This is a genomic window from Lelliottia sp. AC1 (genome assembly GCF_023278595.1).
Lineage (GTDB): Bacteria > Pseudomonadota > Gammaproteobacteria > Enterobacterales > Enterobacteriaceae > Enterobacter > Enterobacter nimipressuralis.
Window position 1 is genome coordinate 1,580,352 of record NZ_CP025699.1, and the last position, 18,910, is coordinate 1,599,261.

The window sequence follows — 18,910 nt, forward strand, 5'->3', positions numbered from 1 at the left end:
AAAAGTTATGAAAAGAGTTGAATTATTTCCTGTAACCTCTCCCGAAGCAGTTAATTAAAATGGAGTAATTACCCTAAAAAGTAACAGTAAAGCCCAGGTAAGCATAATTATATTTACCTGTAATTAACTTTATTATTACAATCAAAATTCATTGCAAAAGAAATAAAAAAACGGGGCAATGAAATTGCCCCGTAATATAGCCCAGACGTGGAAATACGCCTACTGTCTGTAATGCTATGTGCGCTTATTTTGACCAGTAGGCCGCTTTCGCGCGCTGCAGTTTTTCGTAAGCTCTGAGCAGTGACTGATGGGCCGGGAAGGCTTTCAGATCGCTATCGACAGCCTGAAGGCCATAGAACGGCGCTTCACCGCTCAGTGCGGCGCTGGCGGCTTCAACAGCGTCGGCACCGTACATACGCACGAACGCATTGAGATATTGCAGCGGCTGACGATCCTCTTCCTGAGACAGGAGTAGCAGGGTCTGCAGGCAACGATAATAGTTAGCGCGCTCCGGGCTGAAGACCGACTGGTTGTACTCAATGGTCCATTCCGTCCAGGCCAGAGCCTGATCCAGATCGCCACCGGCCAGGGCCAGCATGGATTTCAGCTCGCCCACACGCAGGGTGTACCAGCCATTGTCTTTTCCGGTTGCCAGGCCCAGCAGTTCGCGTACGCGGGTAAGATCGTCGTGGCCTTCGTCGTCCAGTTGGGCGATCAGGTTCAGATAATCCTCTTTTTCCCACTCGCTACCCGGCAGAGCCAGCAGCGTTTCGCGCAGATGGCTGCCCATGCTGTTGTTGGCCAGCCACAGATCTTCTGCCGGATAAATGTCGGACATGCCCGGCACGATAATACGGCAAGCGTAGACGCTCAGGTGCTCGTAATCGGCGATGTACACTTCTTTATCTTCTGCTTTGAAGATTGCCATCAGCGTGGCGAACTCTTCTTCCGTGGTGCCAGAGAAACTCCAGTCCACGAATTCATAGTCGGCGTCCTGCTTGAACATATCCCAGGAGATCAAACCGCTGGAATCGATGAAGTGCGTTTCGAGGTTGGTGTGTTCGCCCACTTCTTCGTCGTCAAACGTTGGTGGGGTAAAGACATCGAGATCTTTCAGGCTACGGCCCTGAAGCAACTCGGTAACGGTACGTTCCAGCGCCACGCCGAAGTCAGGGTGGGCGCCAAACGACGCGAAGCAAGTGCCGTTCGCCGGGTTGAACAGCACGACGCAGATTACCGGGTATTTACCGCCCAGAGAGCCGTCGTAAGCAAAGATTGGGAAACCTTCTGCTTCCAATTTAGCGATAGATTCCACCACGCCCGGATAGCGCGCCAGCACCTCGCTCGGAATTTCCGGCAGGCTGATGGACTCGGCGATAATACGGTTTTTGATATGACGCTCAAACACCTCGGACAGCCCCTGTACGCGGGCTTCGTTACGGGTGTTACCTGCGGACATCCCATTGGACACGTACAGGTTGCCGACGATGTTCATCGGGATATAAACAGTGTGATCGTCAGACTGACGGGTAAACGGCAGGGCGCAAATACCACGCTCGTCGTTACCGGACTGCAGATCGACCAGCATACCGGCGGTCAGTTCGTTATCCGGATCGTAGAACTTGCGCAGACGCGCATCCAGAATGCCTTCTGGCAGCGTGTCATCTTCCGTCAGCGGGAACCACTTTTCGTTCGGGTAGTGTACGAACGGGCCGTTGGCGATGGTTTCGCCCAGCCAGAAATCGGCGAAGAAGTAGTTGGTGGACAGGCGCTCAAAATACTCCCCCAGGGCAGAAGCCAGAGCCGCTTTTTTGGTGGCGCCTTTACCGTTGGTAAAGCACAGCGCACAGTCGGTGTCGCGAATATGGACAGACCAGACGTGAGGTACCGGGTTGAGCCAGGAGGCTTCTTCGATATTAAAACCCAGGTCGGTCAGTTTCTGCTGGAAGCGAGCGATGGAATCTTCCAGAGCGGCGTCTTTGCCGGGGATAAATGTTTGAGTCATGGCGATCACTTTTATCGTACGTAAAGCGCGCAATGATACGGGTTTTGCGTGGCAGGCGCTATCTTCGCGAGGAGAAGAGCGAAAATAAAAGACTCAGCTATGCTTATCAGCAGTAACTTACTGTTAAGGCGAATAAAAATGAAAGCGTTCGATCTTCAGCGGATGGCGTTCGACAAAGTCCCGCTTGAGTTCTTAGGGGAAGTGGCTTTGCGCAGCCTCTACACCTTTATTCTGGTGTTTCTGTTTCTCAAAATCACAGGGCGGCGCGGCGTTCGACAGATGTCGCTGTTTGAAGTCCTGATCATTCTGACACTCGGCTCTGCGGCCGGTGACGTCGCGTTTTATGATGATGTGCCGATGATTCCGGTGTTGATCGTTTTTGTCACGCTGGGCTTGCTCTATCGGCTGGTGATGTGGCTGATGTCGAAAAGCGAAAAAATCGAGGATCTGCTGGAAGGTAAGCCGGTGGTGATTGTCGAAGAGGGGCAACTGGCCTGGGAGAAGGTGCGCAGCGCCAACATGACTGAATTTGAGTTTTTCATGGAGCTGCGCTTAAACAGCGTGGAACAGCTGGGCCAGGTGCGGCTGGCGATCATGGAAACGAACGGGCAGATAAGCGTCTATTACTATGACGACGATGACGTGAAACCGGGTTTATGCATTTTGCCGGATGAATACGTTGAACGCTTTACCACCGTCCCGGAGGCGGGGGAGTACGCCTGTCGACGCTGTAGCCATGTTCTGACGATGCAGCCGGGCGATCATCAACTTTGCCCTCGCTGTGCGAATCCAGTATGGACGAAGGTGAGCCGGGCTAAACGCGTCACCTGACAGCCAATTTGTCGGTTTTGTGACAACGCGCTGGCAGATTGTTTTGTGTGAGCGGGGACACATTTTCCCGGTCATAAGTTTTAGACATTGCGGCGCGTGTCACTGAATGATAAAACCGATATCCACAGTTATAACTTATGGCTTTTAGCGTGGTGAGGGTAAATGGCTCAGGTCTTTAATTTCAGTTCAGGTCCGGCAATGCTACCGGCGGATGTGCTTAAACAGGCTCAGCAGGAGCTTTGCGACTGGCAGGGTCTCGGTACATCGGTGATGGAAATTAGCCATCGTGGAAAAGAGTTTATCCAGGTGGCGGAAGAGGCAGAAACAGATTTTCGCGATCTGCTGAATATTCCCTCGAACTACAAAGTATTATTCTGCCACGGCGGCGGGCGCGGTCAGTTTGCGGGCATTCCGCTGAATCTGCTCGGCGACAAAACCACCGCAGACTACGTTGATGCCGGCTACTGGGCCGCCAGCGCAGTGAAAGAAGCCAAAAAATACTGCACCCCGAATGTTATCGACGCCAAAATTACTGTTGATGGCCTGCGCGGCGTGAAACCGATGAGTGAATGGCAGCTGTCCAGCGACGCGGCCTATCTTCACTACTGCCCGAACGAGACTATCGACGGGATCGCCATTCACGAAGAGCCAAACTTTGGCGACAACGTCGTTGTCACGGCTGATTTGTCCTCAACCATTCTCTCTGGCCCGCTGGATGTCAGCCGCTACGGCGTGATTTATGCTGGCGCGCAGAAGAACATTGGCCCGGCTGGTTTAACGTTAGTGATTGTCCGCGAAGATCTGCTGGGCAAAGCGCACCAGGCCTGCCCGTCGATTCTGGACTATACCGTTCTGAATGATAACGACTCCATGTTTAACACCCCGCCGACCTTCGCCTGGTATCTTTCTGGCCTTGTCTTCAAATGGCTGAAGAAAAATGGCGGTGTGGCGCAGATGGACAAGATCAATCAGCAAAAAGCGACCCTTCTGTACAGCGCGATTGATGGCAGCGGCTTCTATCGCAACGACGTGGCCAGCGCGAATCGTTCTCGTATGAACGTGCCGTTCCAGTTGGCTGACAGCAATCTTGATAAGCTGTTCCTCGAAGAGTCGTTCGCGGCGGGTCTGCATGCCCTGAAAGGCCACCGCGTGGTCGGCGGCATGCGTGCTTCCATCTACAATGCGATGCCGCTGGAAGGCGTCAAAGCGCTGACTGATTTTATGGCCGACTTCGAACGTCGCCACGGTTAATTGCGCGAGTTTTTCACCCCCGTAGCTTCGCTGCGGGGTTTTTATTATGTTGATTTGAGAGTTAAGTTTCATGGAATCCCTGACGTTACAACCGATCGCGCGGGTAGATGGCACCATTAATCTGCCTGGTTCAAAAAGTGTCTCGAACCGCGCCCTGCTGCTGGCTGCTCTGGCAAATGGCACCACTGTTCTCACTAACCTGCTGGATAGTGACGACGTTCGCCATATGCTGAATGCGCTGAACGCGTTAGGTGTTCAGTACACGCTTTCAGCCGATCGTACGCGTTGTGAAGTGACGGGCAACGGCGGTGCGCTGCAAACTGTCGACGAGCTGGAGCTGTTTCTCGGCAACGCGGGTACGGCGATGCGCCCTCTGGCGGCGGCGCTGTGCCTGGGCAGCAACAATGTTGTGCTGACCGGCGAGCCACGCATGAAAGAGCGCCCGATCGGCCATCTGGTGGATGCCCTGCGTCAGGGCGGCGCGCAGATTGACTATCTGGAGCAGGAAAATTACCCACCACTGCGTCTTCGCGGTGGATTTACGGGCGGCGACGTAGCGGTAGACGGTAGCGTTTCCAGCCAGTTCCTGACGGCGCTGCTGATGACGGCACCGCTGGCGTCTCAGGATACGGTAATTACCATCAAAGGGGATCTGGTTTCCAAACCCTACATTGATATCACCCTGCATCTGATGAAGACGTTTGGCGTCGAGGTGGAAAACCAGGCGTATCAGCGCTTCGTGGTGCGTGGTGCGCAGCAGTATCAGTCGCCGGGCCACTATCTGGTGGAAGGGGATGCGTCATCCGCCTCCTATTTCCTCGCCGCCGGTGCGATTAAAGGCGGCACGGTGAAAGTCACCGGTATCGGGCGTAACAGCGTTCAGGGCGACATTCGCTTTGCCGACGTGCTGGAAAAAATGGGCGCCGTCATCACCTGGGGCGATGATTTTATCGCCTGTACCCGCGGTGAGTTGAACGCGGTCGATATGGACATGAACCATATTCCTGATGCGGCGATGACCATTGCTACAGCAGCACTGTTTGCCAAAGGCACCACAACGCTACGTAATGTCTATAACTGGCGCGTAAAAGAGACGGACCGCCTGTTCGCGATGGCGACGGAGCTGCGTAAAGTGGGCGCTGAAGTGGAAGAGGGCGAAGACTACATTCGCGTGACGCCGCCAGCCAAACTGCAGGTTGCAGAGATCGGGACATACAACGATCACCGTATGGCGATGTGTTTCTCGCTGGTGGCCTTGTCCGATACGCCAGTGACCATTCTGGATCCGAAATGCACCGCAAAAACGTTCCCGGACTATTTCGAACAGCTGGCGCGCATTAGCACACTTGCCTGATTCTTCCCTGGGTGAGACGAAAAAGCCGACCACGAGTCGGCTTTTTTATGTCCCGTTTCAAACTTTTTTCATGACATCGTGGAGTGCTATCTTCCCGTGAACGTTGTGGGTTAACCCATAATTTTTCAATATGTTAATCAACGGAAGATAGATATGAAAAATCGTAAACTGCTTTTATCTCTGGCCATTGCCGCTACGCTTCTTGCAGGCTGTAAAAATATGAACGGCGTCGATCCTAACGGGATCGCGAGCGCCGGTATGTCAGCCTATAAAGCCGCGACGCTCTCTGACGCTGATGCGAAAGCCATCGCCAACGGCGGCTGTAAAGAACTGGACAGCCAAAATGAGATTGCGGGCGCCTCAAGCAAATATACTAAGCGCATCAATAAAATAGCGAAGGCGCTAGGGAACACTATTAACGGCACTCCGGTTAACTATAAGGTCTATTTGACCAGCGACATCAACGCCTGGGCAATGGCCAATGGCTGCGTTCGTGTATACAGCAGTCTGATGGATATGATGACGGACAATGAAGTCGAAGGGGTGTTAGGCCATGAGCTGGGGCACGTGGCGCTGGGCCATTCCCGTAAAGCGATGCAGACGGCCTATGCGACTGTTGCCGCTCGCGATGCTGTTTCGGCAACCAGCGGGGTGGCGTCTCAGCTCACGCAGTCTCAGTTAGGTGATATTGCGGAAGGGGCGATAAATTCTGCATTCTCGCGCAGTCAGGAGTCTGAGGCAGATGATTTCTCCTACGATTTACTCAAACAACGTAAAATCAGCACCGCGGGTTTAGCCAGCAGTTTCGATAAACTGGCTGCCCTCGACAGCGCCCACGCTAAATCCCTGTTTGATTCTCATCCGCCATCGACAGAACGTGCGCAGCATATCCGCGACCGTATTGCGGCAGATAAGAAGTAACGCTTTGACTTACGGGCTGGTTTTACGCCAGTCCGTCCTTTGATGCCTATTTCTTCTACACTCACCTTCAAACATTCCGTTATTTGCAAGCAACATTAACGGTTGCGGGCAATGGCGCGTATAATGCGCGGCGTTTATGTAACTGACGCCTTTAATGAAGGAGAGAACGATGACAGCAATTGCCCCGGTAATTACCATTGATGGGCCAAGCGGTGCGGGTAAAGGCACCTTGTGCAAAGCGATGGCGGAAGCATTGCAATGGCATCTTTTAGATTCGGGCGCGATCTATCGCGTACTGGCGTTAGCGGCGTTGCATCATCATGTGGACATGGCTTCTGAAGAGGCGCTGGTGCCTCTGGCTGCGCACCTTGATGTCCGCTTTGTGTCGACCAACGGCAATCTTGAAGTCATCCTTGAAGGGGAAGACGTGAGCGGTGAAATCCGCACCCAGGAAGTGGCAAATGCGGCTTCGCAGGTGGCGGCGTTCCCGCGCGTTCGTGAAGCGCTCTTACGTCGTCAGCGCGCCTTCCGTGAAGCGCCGGGCCTGATTGCGGATGGTCGTGACATGGGAACAGTGGTGTTTCCTGATGCGCCCGTGAAAATTTTCCTTGACGCTTCCTCGGAAGAACGCGCGCAACGTCGTATGCTTCAGTTGCAGGAAAAGGGCTTTAGTGTTAACTTTGATCGCCTTTTATCCGAGATAAAAGAGCGCGATGACCGCGATCGTAATCGTGCTGTAGCACCACTTGTTCCGGCAGACGATGCCTTAGTGCTCGATTCTACCCGATTAACTATTGAGCAAGTGATTGAAAAAGCGTTACAATACGCGCGCCAGAAATTGGCACTCGCTTAATCGCGACAGATTCGTAGTGCCCCGCTGCAATGGATTGACGGTGGGTATGTGAAACAACCCCATCCGGCATGGAGCCAGGTGGACGTTATATTAACCTGAAGATTAAACATGACTGAATCTTTTGCTCAACTATTTGAAGAATCCTTAAAAACAATCGAAACCCGTCCGGGTTCCATCGTTCGTGGTGTTGTTGTTGCTATCGACAAAGATATCGTACTGGTTGACGCCGGTCTGAAATCTGAGTCTGCCATTCCGGCAGAGCAGTTCAAAAACGCCCAGGGCGAGCTGGAAATCCAGGTTGGTGACGAAGTTGACGTTGCACTGGATGCAGTAGAAGACGGCTTCGGTGAAACTCTGCTGTCCCGTGAGAAAGCTAAACGTCACGAAGCTTGGATCACGCTGGAAAAAGCTTACGAAGAAGCTGAAACTGTAGTCGGTGTTATCAACGGCAAAGTTAAAGGTGGCTTCACTGTTGAGCTGAACGGTATTCGCGCGTTCCTGCCAGGTTCTCTGGTAGACGTTCGTCCGGTTCGCGACACGCTGCACCTGGAAGGCAAAGAGCTTGAGTTCAAAGTAATCAAGCTGGACCAGAAGCGTAACAACGTTGTTGTTTCTCGTCGTGCCGTTATCGAATCCGAGAACAGCGCAGAGCGCGATCAGCTGCTGGAAAACCTGCAGGAAGGCATGGAAGTTAAAGGTATCGTTAAGAACCTCACTGACTACGGTGCATTCGTTGATCTGGGTGGCGTTGATGGCCTGCTGCACATCACCGACATGGCGTGGAAACGCGTTAAACACCCAAGCGAAATCGTGAACGTTGGCGACGAAATCACTGTTAAAGTGCTGAAGTTCGACCGCGAGCGCACTCGTGTATCCCTGGGCCTGAAACAGCTGGGCGAAGATCCATGGGTCGCTATCGCTAAACGTTACCCAGAAGGTACTAAACTGACTGGTCGCGTTACCAACCTGACCGACTACGGCTGCTTCGTTGAAATCGAAGAAGGCGTTGAAGGCCTGGTGCACGTTTCCGAAATGGACTGGACCAACAAAAACATCCACCCATCCAAAGTTGTTAACGTTGGTGATGTAGTGGAAGTGATGGTTCTGGATATCGACGAAGAACGTCGTCGTATCTCCCTGGGCCTGAAACAGTGCAAAAACAACCCATGGCAGCAGTTCGCGGAAACCCACAACAAGGGCGACCGTGTTGAAGGTAAAATCAAGTCTATCACTGACTTCGGTATCTTCATCGGCCTGGACGGCGGCATTGATGGCCTGGTTCACCTGTCTGACATCTCCTGGAACGTTGCAGGCGAAGAAGCAGTACGTGAATACAAAAAAGGCGACGAAATCGCTGCAGTTGTTCTGCAGGTTGACGCAGAACGTGAGCGTATCTCTCTGGGCGTTAAACAGCTCGCAGAAGATCCGTTCAACAACTGGGTTGCACTGAACAAGAAAGGCGCAATCGTAAACGGTAAAGTGACTGCAGTTGACGCTAAAGGCGCAACCGTAGAACTGGCTGACGGCGTTGAAGGTTACCTGCGCGCTTCTGAAGCTTCACGTGACCGCGTTGAAGATGCAACTCTGGTTCTGAGCGTTGGCGACGACGTTGAAGCTAAATTCACCGGTGTTGACCGTAAGAACCGTGCAATCAGCCTGTCTGTTCGTGCTAAAGACGAAGCTGATGAGAAAGATGCAATCGCAACTGTTAACAAACAGGAAGATGCAGGTTTCTCTAACAACGCAATGGCTGAAGCTTTCAAAGCAGCTAAAGGCGAGTAATTCAAGTTCTCTAAATCGTTTGGGCGGTAACAAGGCAACGAGCCTGAAAGCCCCAGCCACTTACTCACGTAAATGACTGGGGTGGAACAGGCGAAGTTAACGCAGTGACCGCTCGAAGGATGACGAGCAGACTTGACAGATTGCAGGATTCGTTCTGTAATCAATAACAAAGGGCGGCTACGGCCGCCCTTGTTTAATAAGCTGTTCAGCTAATTGGTTTGAAGGAACCGGAGGAATCATGACCAAGTCAGAATTGATTGAAAGACTTGCCAGCCAACAATCGCACATCCCCGCAAAAGCAGTGGAAGATGCAGTGAAAGAGATGCTAGAGCATATGGCCTCGACTCTTGCACAAGGCGAGCGCATTGAAATCCGCGGTTTCGGTAGTTTCTCTCTGCATTATCGTGCTCCACGAACCGGGCGTAACCCGAAGACTGGCGATAAAGTCGACCTGGAAGGCAAATACGTTCCGCACTTTAAGCCGGGTAAAGAACTGCGCGATCGCGCCAATATTTACGGAAACTGAGTTTTAGCCCTCGGGCGAACTGGGTTTTCAAAAGAAAGCACCTTCGGGTGCTTTTTTCTTATCTATTTTTAAATATCTGAAGCAGCGCTGCAACTCAGCATGGCTGTTTCTGCAACCTGAAAGATTCTCTTCGGCAATGGCTGCAATCGCGTATTTTCTTGCCTGACTCGCCCAACTCCATACAGCAAACTGTCCCTAAACAGGGAGGTATGTGTGGGTATTCCGGTCATCAGTGCATGTTTAATTTCAGCTATCTTGCCATTACTTTGGCTGCCTTCGCTCCCCGGTTTGCCAGTCGTCTGGGTGTGCATTGCAGTTGGCATCTTACTGGCACTGCAACGTCTGGTTTATCTGCGGTATGCGGGGCTATGGCTGGTTTTTTTTGCCTGGGGAGTCTTGGCGGCGCTTGAGTGCGTATGGCCGATGCAAAACCTGACGGCCGGGCCACAGCGGGCAGAAATCGTCATCACAGGTACAGATGGCGCCACCACCCATCAGGCCAGGATTGTCAGCCTTGGCGGCAAGCCCTGGTTTTCGACGACAGGTGTTACGCTATACGGAAATTACTTGCCGCAGGCGGTCTGTGCAGGACAACGCTGGGCGGTGACGCTGCGTCTTCGCGCGGTGCATGGTGAGCTTAACGAAGGCGGTTTTGATTCGCAGCGTTATGCGCTTGCTTCGCATCAGCCTCTGACCGGTCGCTTCACTCATGCCGAGGCGATTGATACCACGTGCAGCCTGCGCTCCCGCTATCTCACATCTCTTACCTCAACGCTGACACCCTATACATGGGGTTCTGTCATTCTTGGGTTGGGAATGGGGGAGCGTCTGGCAGTCTCACAAGACGTGAAAAAATTGATGCGTGAGACCGGGACTTTGCACCTGATGGCGATTTCGGGTCTGCACATTGCGCTTGCAGCCTCGATTGTCTGGCTCATCGTTCGTGGACTTCAATTTTTACTCCCATGCCACTGGATTAACTGGCGCACACCATTACTCTCCGGAGTCTACTTCGCGGCGTTTTATGCCTGGCTTACAGGAATGCAGCCGCCAGCGTTACGGACTGTCGTCTCTCTTACCGTGCTGGCATTGCTGCGTCTGAGTGGACGGCAATGGTCACCGTGGCAGGTCTGGTTATGTTGTGTCGCGGCGATCCTGTTTATCGATCCATTGGCCGTACTTTCACAAAGCCTGGCACTCTCCGCCTTTGCCGTTGCGACCCTTATTTTCTGGTATCAGTGGCTGCCCCTGCCAAAATGGCAACTTCCGCGGTGGTTAAAACCTCTGCCAGCACTGTTGCATCTGCAACTTGGGATGCTGTTTTTACTACTGCCGCTTCAGGTCAGCATTTTTCATGGCATGAGTCTTTCTTCTGTAATCGCGAATCTCTTTGCCGTACCGCTGGTCACGTTCATATCCGTCCCCTTGATCCTGGCCGGAATGTTGCTGCATCTTTGTGCGTTGAAGGTATTGGAAATCAAGGTCTGGTTTCTGGCTGATAAATCGCTGGATCTGCTTTTTGGATTGCTAAAAAAATTACCGGATGGCTGGATTGATATTGATGAGCGCTGGCTCGCCGTCACCTGTCTTCCGTGGATTGCCGTGATGGCATGGCGTTTACGTACCTGGAGGTCAGCCCCCGCAGTCTGTCTTGCAATCAGCGTATTGCTGACGTTTCCCTTGTGGCGCTCTCAGAAAACCGAGGGCTGGACGGTGCATATGCTGGATATCGGCCAGGGACTGGCCATGGTAGTTGAGCAACAGGGAAGGGCGATTTTGTATGATACCGGCTTAGCCTGGCCGGGGGGCGACAGTGCACAACAGCAAATTATCCCCTGGCTGCGCTGGCACCATCTGACGCCTGAAGGGGTGATTATCAGTCATGAACACATGGACCATATTGGCGGATTACGCTCTCTGCAAAAAGCATGGCCGTCAATATGGATAAGAAGTCCACTCGGCTGGGGCGGACATCAGCCCTGTTTTCGTGGCGAGCAATGGCAGTGGCAGGGCCTGACCTTTACGGCGCACTGGCCGCCGAAAGGGTATCAGGTGCAGGGAAATAACCGCTCGTGCGTAGTGAAAATTGATGACGGTGAGCACAGCGTATTACTCACCGGCGATATTGAGGCGAAAGCCGAGCAGTTGATGTTAAGTCATCGTTGGCAATATCTAACGTCTACACTTATCCAGGTGCCGCATCATGGGAGTAATACCTCGTCATCACTGACGCTCATTCAGCGCGTGGAAGGGAAGGTCGCTTTGGCCTCTGCGGCACGCTATAACGCATGGCATTTTCCATCAGCAAAAGTCGTTCGTCGCTACAAAAAGGAGGGCTATTCTTGGCTCGATACACCCCAATCTGGGCAAATATCGGTACATTTTTCGCCACATGGCTGGCAAATCCGACGCTTACGAGATCAAATTTTACCTCGTTGGTATCATCAGTGGTTTGGCGCGCCCGTCGATAACGGGTAGAATATGCGGCTATTTCAACAAATGCTGGTTTTTTGAATGCATAACGACAAAGATCTCTCCACGTGGCAGACCTTCCGCCGACTCTGGCCGATGATTGCACCCTTTAAAACAGGTCTGATCGTGGCGGGTGTCGCGTTAATCCTCAACGCAGCAAGTGATACCTTCATGCTATCGCTCCTCAAACCGTTACTGGACGACGGTTTTGGTAAAACGGATCGCTCAGTGTTGCTATGGATGCCTCTGGTGGTTATCGGACTGATGATCTTACGCGGCGTCACCAGCTATATCTCCAGCTACTGTATTTCCTGGGTATCGGGAAAAGTGGTCATGACCATGCGCCGTCGACTGTTCAGCCATATGATGGGCATGCCGGTCTCCTTCTTTGACAAACAGTCCACCGGGACCTTGCTGTCGCGCATCACTTACGATTCTGAGCAGGTTGCGTCGTCATCGTCAAGCGCACTGATTACCGTAGTGCGTGAAGGCGCATCGATCATCGGCCTGTTTATCATGATGTTCTACTACAGCTGGCAGCTGTCGATCATTCTCATCGTGCTGGCGCCAATTGTCTCGATCGCTATCCGCGTCGTCTCCAAGCGTTTCCGCAATATCAGTAAAAATATGCAGAACACCATGGGGCAGGTGACCACCAGCGCAGAGCAGATGCTGAAAGGCCACAAAGAAGTGCTTATTTTTGGCGGTCAGAATGTTGAGACCAAGCGCTTTGATAAGGTCAGCAACAAAATGCGTCTGCAAGGGATGAAAATGGTTTCGGCCTCTTCCATCTCCGATCCGATCATTCAGCTGATTGCCTCTCTGGCGCTGGCATTTGTACTGTATGCCGCGAGCTTCCCAAGCGTCATGGAGACCTTAACCGCAGGTACTATCACCGTGGTCTTCTCGTCGATGATTGCACTGATGCGTCCGCTGAAATCTCTGACGAACGTCAACGCCCAGTTCCAGCGCGGTATGGCCGCCTGCCAGACGCTGTTTAGCATTCTGGATACGGAACAGGAAAAAGACGAAGGCAAACGCGTGATCGATCGCGCCAACGGTGACGTTGAATTCCGTAATGTGACCTTTACTTATCCAGGCCGCGAAACGCCTGCGCTGCGTAATATCAACCTGAACATTCCGGCCGGTAAAACGGTTGCACTGGTGGGTCGCTCTGGTTCAGGTAAATCGACCATTGCCAGCCTGATGACCCGTTTCTACGACATCGACGAGGGCGAAATTCTCCTCGATGGTCACGATCTGCGGGAATATACCCTGCAGTCGCTGCGTAATCAGGTCGCGCTCGTCTCGCAGAACGTTCATCTGTTCAACGATACGGTCGCCAACAACATTGCTTACGCCCGTACCGAAGAGTACAGCCGTGAAGCCATCGAAAACGCCGCGCGTATGGCCTACGCGATGGACTTCATCAATAAGATGGATAACGGTCTTGATACCGTAATCGGCGAAAACGGCGTGCTGCTTTCCGGTGGCCAGCGCCAGCGTATTGCTATTGCCCGTGCGCTGCTGCGTGACAGCCCGATTCTCATCCTCGACGAAGCCACTTCGGCACTCGATACCGAGTCTGAACGCGCCATTCAGTCGGCGCTGGATGAACTGCAGAAAAACCGCACCTCACTGGTGATTGCGCACCGTCTGTCGACTATCGAGCAGGCGGATGAAATCGTGGTTGTGGAAGACGGTCTGATCGTTGAACGCGGAAGTCATGCGGATCTCATCGAGCATCGCGGCGTTTATGCTCAGCTTCATAAAATGCAGTTTGGCGCATGATTGCACGCATCTGGTCCGGGGAATCACCTCTCTGGCTACTGCTGTTGCCGCTCTCCTGGCTATACGGCCTGGTGAGCGGCATCATCCGTTTGTGCTATCGCCTGGGGCTGAAAAAATCCTGGCGAGCACCGGTGCCGGTTGTGGTCGTCGGAAATCTTACCGCCGGAGGCAACGGTAAAACGCCCGTTGTGATCTGGCTAGTGGAACAGCTGGCAAAACGGGGTGTGCGTGTCGGCGTGGTCTCACGGGGTTACGGTGGAAAAGCCGAGCAGTATCCACTGCTCCTGACCTCTCAGACCACCACGGCGCAGGCCGGAGACGAACCGGTATTGATCTTTCAGCGTACCGGAGCGCCTGTCGCTGTCTCTCCTAATCGCAGCGAAGCCGTTCAGGCATTGCTGGCCGAACATCCGCTGCAAATTATCATCACCGACGACGGCTTACAGCATTACGCCCTGGCGAGAGACAAAGAGATCGTGGTGATTGACGGTGAGCGTCGTTTCGGCAACGGCTGGTGGTTACCTGCCGGGCCAATGCGCGAACGTGCGTCTCGTCTGCGCTCCGTCGATGCCGTTATTGTGAATGGCGGCGAAGCACGGGCTGGCGAAATCCCCATGGCTTTAAAGCCCGGACAGGCGGTTAATCTGCTGACCGGTGAACAGCGGGACATAACCGCGTTACCTTGTCTGGTCGCCATGGCCGGTATCGGTCATCCTCCGCGGTTTTTCGCCACCCTGGAAAGCGGCGGGGCAAAGCTTGAAAATCGAATTCCTCTCGCCGACCATCAGGCGCTGACGCTAGAGAGCGTTGAACCTCTGGCGACTTCTCAGCAGAATCTGATCATGACCGAAAAAGACGCCGTTAAATGCCGCGCCTTTGCCAAAGCCAACTGGTGGTATCTGCCCGTTGATGCACAGCTCAGCGGCGAACAGCCAGAACGCCTGCTCCAGGAACTGATAGCGCTGGTGCGCTAAGTCGAATGCGGTTCTGGTAGCGCGATGACTTACAGGAAAACGCATGTCACTACCGCAACTCTCACTTAGCGCCGCCCGACATTTGCATCTTGCCGCGCAAGGTCTACTGAAAAAGCCCCGCCGTCGCGCACAGCCTGCCGATATTCTCTCTGCAATCCAGCGCATGTCCCTGCTGCAAATCGACACCATTAATATTGTTGCCCGCAGTCCCTATTTGGTGCTTTTTAGCCGCCTTGGGAATTATCCGGCTCAGTGGCTGGATGATGCGCTAAGCCGGGGCGATCTGATGGAATACTGGGCGCATGAAGCCTGTTTTCTGCCGCGTACCGATTTCGGGCTGGTGCGGCATCGGATGCTCTCGCCGGAGAACATGGGCTGGAAGTATCGGAAGGAATGGATGCATGAAAATGCCGACGAAATCGACCAGCTGATTGCGCATATTCAGGACAACGGCCCGGTGCGTTCTGCCGATTTCGAACATCCGCGTAAAGGCACGAGCGGCTGGTGGGAGTGGAAACCGCATAAGCGTCATCTTGAGGGGCTGTTTACCTCGGGAAAAGTCATGGTGGTGGAGCGACGTAATTTTCAGCGCGTGTACGATCTCACCCACCGGGTGATGCCGCACTGGGACGACGAACGCGATCTGCTGGACCAAACCGCTGCCGAAGCGATCATGCTGGAAAACAGTGCCCGTAGCCTGGGGATTTTTCGGCCACAGTGGCTGGCGGATTACTATCGTCTGCGTCAGCCGGCGCTGAAACCGCTGCTTGAACGTTGGCAGGAAAACCAACGCGTCGTGCGCGTCGAGGTGGAAACGCTGGGGGAAATGTGGCTCCATGCGGATCTCCTCCCACTTTTGGCGCAGGCTCAGGCCGATAAGCTGACCGCGACGCACAGCGCCGTATTGTCGCCGTTCGACCCGGTGGTCTGGGATCGTAAACGCGCAGAACAGCTGTTTGATTTTACCTATCGCCTCGAATGTTACACGCCCGCGCCGAAACGCCAGTTCGGCTATTTCGTGTTACCGCTGCTGCATAAGGGGCGGTTGGTCGGGCGGATGGACGCGAAAATGCACCGCAAGACAGGCGTGCTGGAAGTCATTGCGTTGTATCTGGAAGCGGGCGTTAAAGTCAGTGCAACGCTTGAAAAAGGTCTCACGTTGGCGCTCAACGAATTCGCCATCTGGCAGCAGGCCCGACAAATCACTCTGGGGCGACTGCCGGACGGGTTATTTGAGGACTGTCGGAGTGGCTGGGAAATAGACATAGCCTGAAAAAGGAATGTGGTAAGCTTTAACGATTACCTATACGGAGGAACTATGGATCACCGTTTACTTGAAATTATTGCCTGCCCGGTGTGCAACGGCAAACTGTATTACAGCCAGGATAAGCAAGAGCTGATTTGCAAACTGGATAATCTGGCTTTCCCGTTTCGTGACGGCATTCCTGTCCTGCTGGAAACCGAAGCCCGTACGCTGGCGGCAGAAGAGAGCAGACCATGAGTTTTGTTGTCATCATTCCGGCACGATTCGCATCCACTCGTTTACCGGGCAAACCGCTGGTCGATATTAACGGTAAGCCGATGATTGTTCACGTTCTCGAGCGGGCGCGTGAATCGGGTGCCGAGCGCGTGATTGTGGCCACGGATCATGAAGAGGTTGCGTGTGCGGTCGAAGCGGCGGGCGGCGAAGTGTGCATGACGCGCGCGGATCACCAGTCGGGCACCGAAAGGCTGGCCGAAGTCGTCGAAAAATGCGGTTTTAGCGATGACACGGTAATCGTTAATGTGCAGGGCGACGAGCCGATGATCCCGGCGGTGATTATCCGCCAGGTCGCGGAAAATCTCGCGCAGCGCCAGGTCGGAATGGCAACACTGGCCGTGCCGATTCATCACGCGGAAGAAGCGTTTAACCCCAATGCCGTCAAAGTGGTAATGGACGCGGAAGGTTACGCGCTCTACTTCTCTCGTGCGACTATTCCGTGGGATCGCGATCGTTTTGCGCAGTCCAAAGAGGCCATTGGCGATACTTTCCTGCGTCATTTGGGCATTTACGGCTACCGGGCGGGCTTTATTCGCCGCTACGTGACCTGGGCACCAAGCCCGCTGGAGCACATCGAAATGCTCGAGCAGCTGCGCGTGCTGTGGTACGGCGAAAAAATCCATGTGGCTGTTGCACAGGAAGTGCCTGGAACCGGCGTCGATACCCAGGAAGATCTCGAACGCGTACGCGCGGAACTGAAATAAATCTCCCGCATCCCCCCGTTCTGGGGGGATGTTCTACCGCCTCGTTTTTATCGCATTTTTCTACGTTCAAATTGATCTCATAAGGGTGACATCTGTCAGCTACACGCTCATTATGAAAGCAGTAGTTTTGATGGGGGTAATCTCATATGGAACAGTTGCGTGCTGAGCTGAGCCATCTGCTGGGTGAGAAACTCAGTCGGGTGGAGTGCGTGAGTGAGAAAGCGGACACTTCCCTGTGGTCGCTGTACGACAGTAACGGAAATCCCATGCCGTTAATGGCGAGAAGCTTTACCTCCCCCGGCGTCGCCAGGCAGCTGGCCTGGAAAATGTCGATGCTGGCACGTAGCGGGACGGTGCGGATGCCGACGGTGTATGGGGTTATGACCCACGAAGAACATCCCGGCCCGGATGTGCTGCTGATTGAGCGCCTGCGCGGTGTTCCGGTAGAAGCGCCCGCAAGAACGCCGGATCGTTGGGAGCAGCTCAAAGATCAGATTGTCGAAGGGCTATTGTCCTGGCACCGACAGGACAGCCGTGGGCTGGTCGGGCCGGTAGACAGCACCCAGGAAAACCTTTGGCCACTGTGGTATCGCCAGCGGGTCGAAGTGCTCTGGGGAACCCTCAACCAGTTCAACAATACCGGCCTGAGCATGCAGGATAAGCGTATTTTATTCCGCACCCGCGAATGTTTGCCGACGATGTTTGAGGGCTTTAACGATAACTGCGTGCTGGTTCACGGCAACTTTACCCTTCGCAGCATGCTGAAAGACGCCCGAAGCGATCAGCTTCTGGCGATGGTAGGGCCGGGGATTATGCTGTGGGCGCCGCGCGAATATGAACTGTTCCGCTTAGGCGAAAGCGCGCTGGCAGAGAGCTTAATGTGGCACTATCTGCAGCGAGCGCCAGTCTCGGAATCTTTCCTCTGGCGCCGCTGGCTGTATCTGTTGTGGGATGAAGTCGCGCAGCTCGTTAATACCGGGCGTTTTAACCGCGCGAACTTCGATATGGCTACAAAATCACTCTTGCCCTGGCTCGCCTGACGAGCCTTTGAGCCATTGCCAGAGTCGCCCGAGGGATTCATACCCGACGCGATCGCTGTGCATCAGCCAGACCGGCGACGGGATCACGCGCTCCCAGGGATTAAGCGGCGCGTCGATCGCCAGCTGATTCGCCGGCGCGGGCAGGGGATGCAATCCTGCATGTTCAAAGAAAATCATCGCTCGCGGCAGATGCGAGGCGGACGTCACCAGCAGGAAAGGCGCATTGCCGATAGCCTGTTTCACGGCCGCGGCCTCTTCTTCCGTATCTTTCGGGCTGTCGAGGGTAATAATCGCCGAGCGCGGCACGCCGAGCGATTCTGCCACCCGCGCCCCAGCTTCTGCGGTGCTGACTGGATTCGTTTTAGCGGCGGCACCCGTAAAGATCATTTTCGATCCCGGATTGCTCAGCCACAGGCGGATCCCTTCGTTGAGGCGCGGCAAACTGTTGTTAATCAGGTTGGAACTGGGCGCCCATTTATCGTCCCAGGTATAACCGCCGCCCAACACCACGATGTACTCCACTTTCTGATTTCCCTGCCACGTCGGGTACGTGTTTTCGATGGGGCGCAACAACCTGTCCGCAACCGGTTGCAGGCTTAACAGCAGTAGCGCCAGCCAGCCGGTGGTGATCACGATTTTGCCACTTCGCTGAAAACGGGTGAACCACACCAGCAGCAGCCCGAGCGCAATGAACATCAGCAGGAGAGGGAGGGGAAGCATCATCCCTCCAATGTATTTCTTTAGGGTAAAAAGCATCCTTTTTGGTTCCTTTTTTAACCATACAGCAGGTGATTACACGCGATATTACACCAGAGAGGTTCATTCTCCGCGCGGGTGTGACAAAATAGCGGTTTTGCTGCTAGCGG

16 protein-coding genes are annotated in these 18,910 nt (G+C 53.9%); 14 read left to right on the top strand and 2 right to left on the bottom strand.

Going from position 1 to position 18,910, the window contains the following annotated elements; translation table 11 throughout:
- Positions 1-244 precede the first annotated feature (244 nt).
- The gene (gene ycaO / locus C0560_RS07335) at positions 245-2,005 is read right to left on the bottom strand and encodes a 30S ribosomal protein S12 methylthiotransferase accessory factor YcaO (protein WP_100777003.1); all 1,761 of its coding nucleotides are present in this window, start codon (positions 2,003-2,005) and stop codon (positions 245-247) included.
- 138 nt (positions 2,006-2,143) lie between these two features.
- Between ycaO and C0560_RS07340 the strand changes: the two genes are divergently transcribed.
- From C0560_RS07340 to C0560_RS07405, 14 genes are all read left to right on the top strand, one after another.
- Positions 2,144-2,836: a DUF421 domain-containing protein gene (locus C0560_RS07340; protein ID WP_100777002.1), complete on the top strand. Its 693-nt coding sequence runs from the start codon at positions 2,144-2,146 to the stop codon at positions 2,834-2,836.
- Positions 2,837-2,998: 162 nt separating this feature from the next.
- A complete protein-coding gene (serC, locus tag C0560_RS07345; RefSeq protein ID WP_181827562.1) occupies positions 2,999-4,087 on the top strand; it encodes a 3-phosphoserine/phosphohydroxythreonine transaminase in 1,089 nt (362 codons plus the stop codon).
- Between the two features lie 70 nt (positions 4,088-4,157).
- On the top strand, positions 4,158-5,441 hold the full coding sequence (gene aroA, locus C0560_RS07350) for a 3-phosphoshikimate 1-carboxyvinyltransferase (protein WP_181827563.1): 1,284 nt from the start codon (positions 4,158-4,160) through the stop codon (positions 5,439-5,441).
- A 153-nt stretch (positions 5,442-5,594) separates the two neighbouring features.
- A complete protein-coding gene (locus C0560_RS07355; RefSeq protein ID WP_181827564.1) occupies positions 5,595-6,362 on the top strand; it encodes a M48 family metallopeptidase in 768 nt (255 codons plus the stop codon).
- Between the two features lie 169 nt (positions 6,363-6,531).
- On the top strand, positions 6,532-7,215 hold the full coding sequence (gene cmk, locus C0560_RS07360; RefSeq protein ID WP_100776998.1) for a (d)CMP kinase: 684 nt from the start codon (positions 6,532-6,534) through the stop codon (positions 7,213-7,215).
- Between the two features lie 108 nt (positions 7,216-7,323).
- Positions 7,324-8,997 (top strand): 30S ribosomal protein S1, encoded by a 1,674-nt coding sequence (rpsA, locus tag C0560_RS07365; protein WP_100776997.1) that lies wholly within the window; start codon positions 7,324-7,326, stop codon positions 8,995-8,997.
- Between the two features lie 238 nt (positions 8,998-9,235).
- Positions 9,236-9,523 (top strand): integration host factor subunit beta, encoded by a 288-nt coding sequence (ihfB, locus tag C0560_RS07370; protein WP_012016828.1) that lies wholly within the window; start codon positions 9,236-9,238, stop codon positions 9,521-9,523.
- Positions 9,524-9,736: 213 nt separating this feature from the next.
- Positions 9,737-12,001 carry a ComEC family protein gene (locus C0560_RS07375; protein WP_248859913.1) on the top strand — a complete coding sequence of 755 codons (2,265 nt, stop codon included), beginning with the start codon at positions 9,737-9,739 and terminating at the stop codon, positions 11,999-12,001.
- 36 nt (positions 12,002-12,037) lie between these two features.
- Positions 12,038-13,786: a lipid A ABC transporter ATP-binding protein/permease MsbA gene (msbA, locus tag C0560_RS07380; protein ID WP_100776995.1), complete on the top strand. Its 1,749-nt coding sequence runs from the start codon at positions 12,038-12,040 to the stop codon at positions 13,784-13,786.
- Positions 13,783-14,760 (top strand): tetraacyldisaccharide 4'-kinase, encoded by a 978-nt coding sequence (lpxK, locus tag C0560_RS07385; RefSeq protein ID WP_248859914.1) that lies wholly within the window; start codon positions 13,783-13,785, stop codon positions 14,758-14,760. Before msbA ends, lpxK begins: the two co-directional genes overlap by 4 nt.
- 43 nt (positions 14,761-14,803) lie before the next feature.
- Positions 14,804-16,033, top strand: coding sequence for a winged helix-turn-helix domain-containing protein (locus tag C0560_RS07390; protein WP_248859915.1), 1,230 nt, complete (start codon positions 14,804-14,806; stop codon positions 16,031-16,033).
- Between the two features lie 45 nt (positions 16,034-16,078).
- Positions 16,079-16,261 carry a protein YcaR gene (ycaR, locus tag C0560_RS07395; protein WP_095281446.1) on the top strand — a complete coding sequence of 61 codons (183 nt, stop codon included), beginning with the start codon at positions 16,079-16,081 and terminating at the stop codon, positions 16,259-16,261.
- Positions 16,258-17,004 (top strand): 3-deoxy-manno-octulosonate cytidylyltransferase, encoded by a 747-nt coding sequence (kdsB, locus tag C0560_RS07400; RefSeq protein ID WP_248859916.1) that lies wholly within the window; start codon positions 16,258-16,260, stop codon positions 17,002-17,004. Before ycaR ends, kdsB begins: the two co-directional genes overlap by 4 nt.
- 146 nt (positions 17,005-17,150) lie before the next feature.
- A complete protein-coding gene (locus C0560_RS07405; protein WP_100776991.1) occupies positions 17,151-18,044 on the top strand; it encodes a YcbJ family phosphotransferase in 894 nt (297 codons plus the stop codon).
- On the opposite strand, the gene elyC is transcribed toward C0560_RS07405, so the two are convergent.
- Positions 18,021-18,800 (bottom strand): envelope biogenesis factor ElyC, encoded by a 780-nt coding sequence (gene elyC, locus C0560_RS07410; protein ID WP_181827569.1) that lies wholly within the window; start codon positions 18,798-18,800, stop codon positions 18,021-18,023. The genes C0560_RS07405 and elyC overlap by 24 nt on opposite strands.
- Positions 18,801-18,910 lie beyond the last annotated feature (110 nt).